General features: G+C 68.6%; 4 protein-coding genes. 1 reads left to right on the top strand and 3 read right to left on the bottom strand.

Annotation, left to right across the window (positions count from 1 at the left end; genetic code table 11):
* Nucleotides 1–243: 243 nt before the first annotated feature.
* The gene (locus tag ACFDTC_RS17710; RefSeq protein WP_375260198.1) at nt 244–525 is read right to left on the bottom strand and encodes a zf-TFIIB domain-containing protein; all 282 of its coding nucleotides are present in this window, start codon (nt 523–525) and stop codon (nt 244–246) included.
* A 227-nt stretch (nt 526–752) separates the two neighbouring features.
* Here ACFDTC_RS17710 and ACFDTC_RS17705 point away from each other — a divergent pair, with 227 nt between their 5' ends.
* Entirely contained in the window at nt 753–1,004 is a 252-nt protein-coding gene (locus ACFDTC_RS17705) for a hypothetical protein (protein ID WP_375260197.1), read from the top strand.
* A 156-nt stretch (nt 1,005–1,160) separates the two neighbouring features.
* On the opposite strand, the gene ACFDTC_RS17700 is transcribed toward ACFDTC_RS17705, so the two are convergent.
* A complete protein-coding gene (locus ACFDTC_RS17700; RefSeq protein ID WP_375260196.1) occupies nt 1,161–1,757 on the bottom strand; it encodes a carboxymuconolactone decarboxylase family protein in 597 nt (198 codons plus the stop codon).
* A gap of 22 nt (nt 1,758–1,779) precedes the next feature.
* Entirely contained in the window at nt 1,780–3,738 is a 1,959-nt protein-coding gene (parE, locus tag ACFDTC_RS17695; protein ID WP_375260195.1) for a DNA topoisomerase IV subunit B, read from the bottom strand.
* Between the last annotated feature and the right edge of the window lie 122 nt (nt 3,739–3,860).

The following is a 3,860-nucleotide window of genomic DNA, read 5'->3' as shown; positions in this document are numbered from 1 at the left end:
TAGCCGTCCAGCCGGTCCTTGCCGCAGCTGCCCGCGTCGCCCCGAAACCAGCCGCACCCGGCCAGCAGCAGGATCGCTCCCGCTCCGAGCCCTGCGCGCAGCGTCCGCAGCGTCGTGTCGGCCCGCGTGCCCTTGTGCATCGTCGCCATGCCCTCGTCCTCTTGCTTGATCGCCGGCATCGTAACAGGCCGGCGGCGGGAAGGCTCCGCGGCTATCGACGCCCGGCGCCTTCCCGCCGAGCCTTCAGAAGTCGAACAGCTCGCCCAGCAGGCCGCCCTTCTTCTTCTTGTGGTACCCGCTGTCGCTGCGGCGCTGGTCGTAGCTGCGCTGGTCGTATCCGCGCTGGTCGTAGCCGCGCGGCGCGGGTGCGCGAGGCGGCGGGGCCAGTTCGGCACTGGCGCGCTCGATGATCTTGTCGAGCTCGCCGCGGTCCAGCCACACGCCCCGGCATTGCGGGCAGTAATCGATCTCGACGCCCGAGCGGTCGGTCATCACCAGTTGGGTTCCGTCGATGGGGCACTGCATGGCATTTCTCCTGTCTGCTGCTCTGTCACAGATAGGGTTCCGCACGGCCCCGACCAAGGCCGCGCGCGGGCCTGATGCGCATACGTCGCGCCTGTCCGCGGGTGCGAAAATCTCTCTTGCGCGACTCGGGCCCTTGCGGGCATATCCCCGCCAGCCGGACGCCGCGTCAGCCCGGCCGCCGCAAGGAATCGTCCCCAGGGCATCGACGCCTTTCAGGACATTCGCCCATGCGCGCTCTTCTCGTCTCCGCCGCCATCCTGGCCGCCGCCCCCGCCTTCGCCGACGAAACCACCGGCACCATCCTCGCCTTCGACCGCGTCGCCGGCATCATGGTGCTCGAGGACAAGACCGTGTGGGAACTGGCTGCCGCCGCCGAGATCCCCGAAGACCTCGTCGCCGGCGAGCGCGTCACCCTCGTCTACGCCACCGCCGGCGAGGACGGGCTGACCCGCATCGACAGCATCACCCGCGTCGAGTAACCCCCGACCCCGGAGTGCAGGGTCCCCGCGCGGGGCCCTGCACTCGACGCGCCGGCCGCCCGTTCCCGGCGCCGAAGGTTAAGCCTTCGTGAATCCGTCTCTGCAAGTCATTGATTTTGTTGGGGCGCAATCTTGTCCCATCGTGGGACACCCCGATCAGCCGTGCTTGCCTTTGCTCCATCCGGTCGCATCCTTCAGCCGCATCTCGCCGCGCGAGACGGGCAGTTCCTCCAGCGGCGTGCCCATCGTGTCGTTCCACCGGTTCAGCCAGCCGAACAGCGACACCACCCCGGTCAGCTCGGCGATCGCATCCTCGGACCAGTGGGCGCGCAACCTATCGGCCACCGCCGCGTCGACCGCGTTGGGCACGGTCGAGGCCGCCAGCGCGAAGGCCAGCGCGGCCTTCTCGGCCTCGGTGAAGTGGGACGATTTTTCGAATTCCCAGACCGAGTTCAGCCGCTCCTCGGATGCGCCGAACCGCTCCGAGGCCAGGATCATGTGCGCCTGGCAGTACAGGCACCCCGACGACAGGCTCGAGACGTAGCCGACCAGCCGCTTGAACTCGAGCGTCACCGCGCCGTAATCCGTCATCACCGCCTTGTTCAGCTCGACGAAGGCCCGCGCCATCGGGGGCCGGCGCGCCATCGTCAGGACCGAGTTCGGGACCCCGCCCAGCGTGACCTGGAAGAACTGCACGAGGTCGTGCAGCTCGGGGTCGAGATCGTCCTCGGACAGCGGCGGGATCAGCGGCATGGCGGCTCCTGTGGGTGCGGGGTCAGACGTCGATTTCCTCGACGAAACGGGCGTTTTCCTGGATGTACTGGAAGCGCAGCTCGGGCTTCTTGCCCATCAGCCGCTCGACCAGATCGCTGGTCTCGCCCGGTTCGTCGTCGTGGATCGTGACGCGGATCAGCCGGCGGGTCGCCGGGTCCATCGTCGTCTCCTTCAGGTCCTTGGCGTCCATCTCGCCCAGGCCCTTGAAGCGCTGCAGGTCGATCTTGCCCTTGCCCCCCAGGCCGGTCGCCAGCAGGCGCTCCTTCTCGGCGTCGTTGGCGACGTAGACCCGCTTGGCCCCCTGCGTGAGGCGGTAGAGCGGCGGGCAGGCGAGGTAGAGGTGCCCGTTGTCGATCAGCGGACGCATCTGGCTGTAGAAGAACGTCATCAGCAGCGAGGCGATGTGCGCGCCGTCGACGTCGGCGTCGGTCATGATGATGATCTTCTCGTAGCGCAGGTCGTCGATGTTGAACTTCGTGCCCAGCCCGACGCCCAGCGCCTCGCACAGGTCGCGGATCTCGGCGTTCGAGGTCAGCTTGTTCGACGCGGCGCCCAGCACGTTGAGGATCTTGCCCTTCAGCGGCAGCAGCGCCTGGGTCTCGCGGAAGCGCGCGCCCTTGGCCGAGCCGCCGGCGCTGTCGCCCTCGACGATGAACAGCTCGGTCCCCTCGCGGGTCTTCGAGGTGCAGTCGGTCAGCTTGCCGGGCAGGCGCAGCTTCTTGGTGGCCGACTTGCGCTGCGTCTCCTTCTCCTGCTTGCGGCGCAGGCGTTCCTCGGCGCGCAGGACGAGGAAGTCGAGGATCGCGCCGGCGGACTTGGTGTCGGCGGCCAGCCAGTTGTCGAAGTGGTCGCGAACCGATTGCTCGACCAGGCGCTGCGCGTCGGCGGTGGCAAGGCGGTCCTTGGTCTGGCCGACGAACTCGGGCTCTCGGATGAAGCAGGACACCAGCGCGCAGCCGCCGGTGACCAGGTCGTCGCGGGTGATGTTCGCGGCCTTGCGGTTGCCCACCAGCTCGCCGTAGGCGCGGATGCCCTTGAGGATCGCGGACCAGAAACCGGCCTCGTGGGTGCCGCCCTCGGGGGTGGGAACGGTGTTGCAGTAGGACTGGATGAACCCGTCGCGCGAGGGGGTCCAGTTGATCGCCCACTCGACCTTGCCGGGCAGGCCGAACTTCTCGCGGAAGTCGACGGTGCCGCCGAAGGGCGCGGCGGCGTAGGTGGTCGCGCCGTCGAGCGTTTCGGACAGGTAGTCGGACAGGCCGCCGGGGAAGTGGAACGTGGCCTCGGCGGGCGTCTCGCCGTCGTCGATGGCGGTCTTCCAGCGGATCTCGACCCCCGAGAAGAGGTAGGCCTTGGACCGCACCATCTTGAACAGGCGCGCGGGCTTGAAGCGGTGGTGGCCGAAGATCTGCTCGTCGGCGTGGAAGGTGGTGGCGGTGCCGCGGCGGTTGGGGGCGGGGCCGACCTTGGCGACCGGGCCCAGCGGCACGCCGCGGGCGAAGCGCTGCTCGTAGAGCTCGCGGTTGCGGGCGACCTGGACGACCATGGAATCCGACAGGGCGTTCACGACCGAGGCGCCGACGCCGTGCAGGCCGCCCGAGGTCTCGTAGGCCTTGCCGCCGAACTTGCCGCCGGCGTGGAGGGTGCAGAGGATCACCTCGAGCGCGGACTTGCCGGGAAACTTGGGGTGCGGGTCGATGGGGATGCCGCGGCCGTTGTCGCGGATCTCGACCGAGTGGTCGGCGTGCAGCGTCACCTCGATCCGGTTGGCGTGGCCGGCGACGGCCTCGTCCATCGAGTTGTCGAGGACCTCGGCCACCAGGTGGTGCAGGGCGCGTTCGTCGGTGCCGCCGATATACATGCCGGGGCGCTTGCGGACGGGTTCCAGCCCCTCCAGCACCTCGATCGAGGAGGCATCGTAATCGGACGGCTCGTGCCCGTGCAGGAGATCTTCGGCCATGTGCTGCTCGCGGTTCTTGGTTTGGCCCGCAGTATGTCAGACCCGACGGGCCGGGGGAAGCCGACACGGGTGTCCCACGATGGGACATGCAGGCGGGTATGGAAAATCAATGGGTTACAGAG

It is taken from the genome of Citreimonas sp. (genome assembly GCF_042096055.1).
In the GTDB taxonomy this organism is placed as follows: Bacteria; Pseudomonadota; Alphaproteobacteria; order Rhodobacterales; family Rhodobacteraceae; genus Citreimonas.
Note: the sequence above shows the minus strand (reverse complement) of the source record. Positions and strands in the feature narration are given on the sequence as shown.

What these genes read in the sequence shown, in the direction of transcription:
- parE (WP_375260195.1), bottom strand. Translation starts at nt 3,738, where the DNA reads ATGGCCGAAGATCTCCTGCACGGGCACGAGCCGTCCGATTACGATGCC.
- ACFDTC_RS17705 (WP_375260197.1), top strand. Translation starts at nt 753, where the DNA reads ATGCGCGCTCTTCTCGTCTCCGCCGCCATCCTGGCCGCCGCCCCCGCC.
- ACFDTC_RS17710 (WP_375260198.1), bottom strand. Translation starts at nt 525, where the DNA reads ATGCAGTGCCCCATCGACGGAACCCAACTGGTGATGACCGACCGCTCG.
- ACFDTC_RS17700 (WP_375260196.1), bottom strand. Translation starts at nt 1,757, where the DNA reads ATGCCGCTGATCCCGCCGCTGTCCGAGGACGATCTCGACCCCGAGCTG.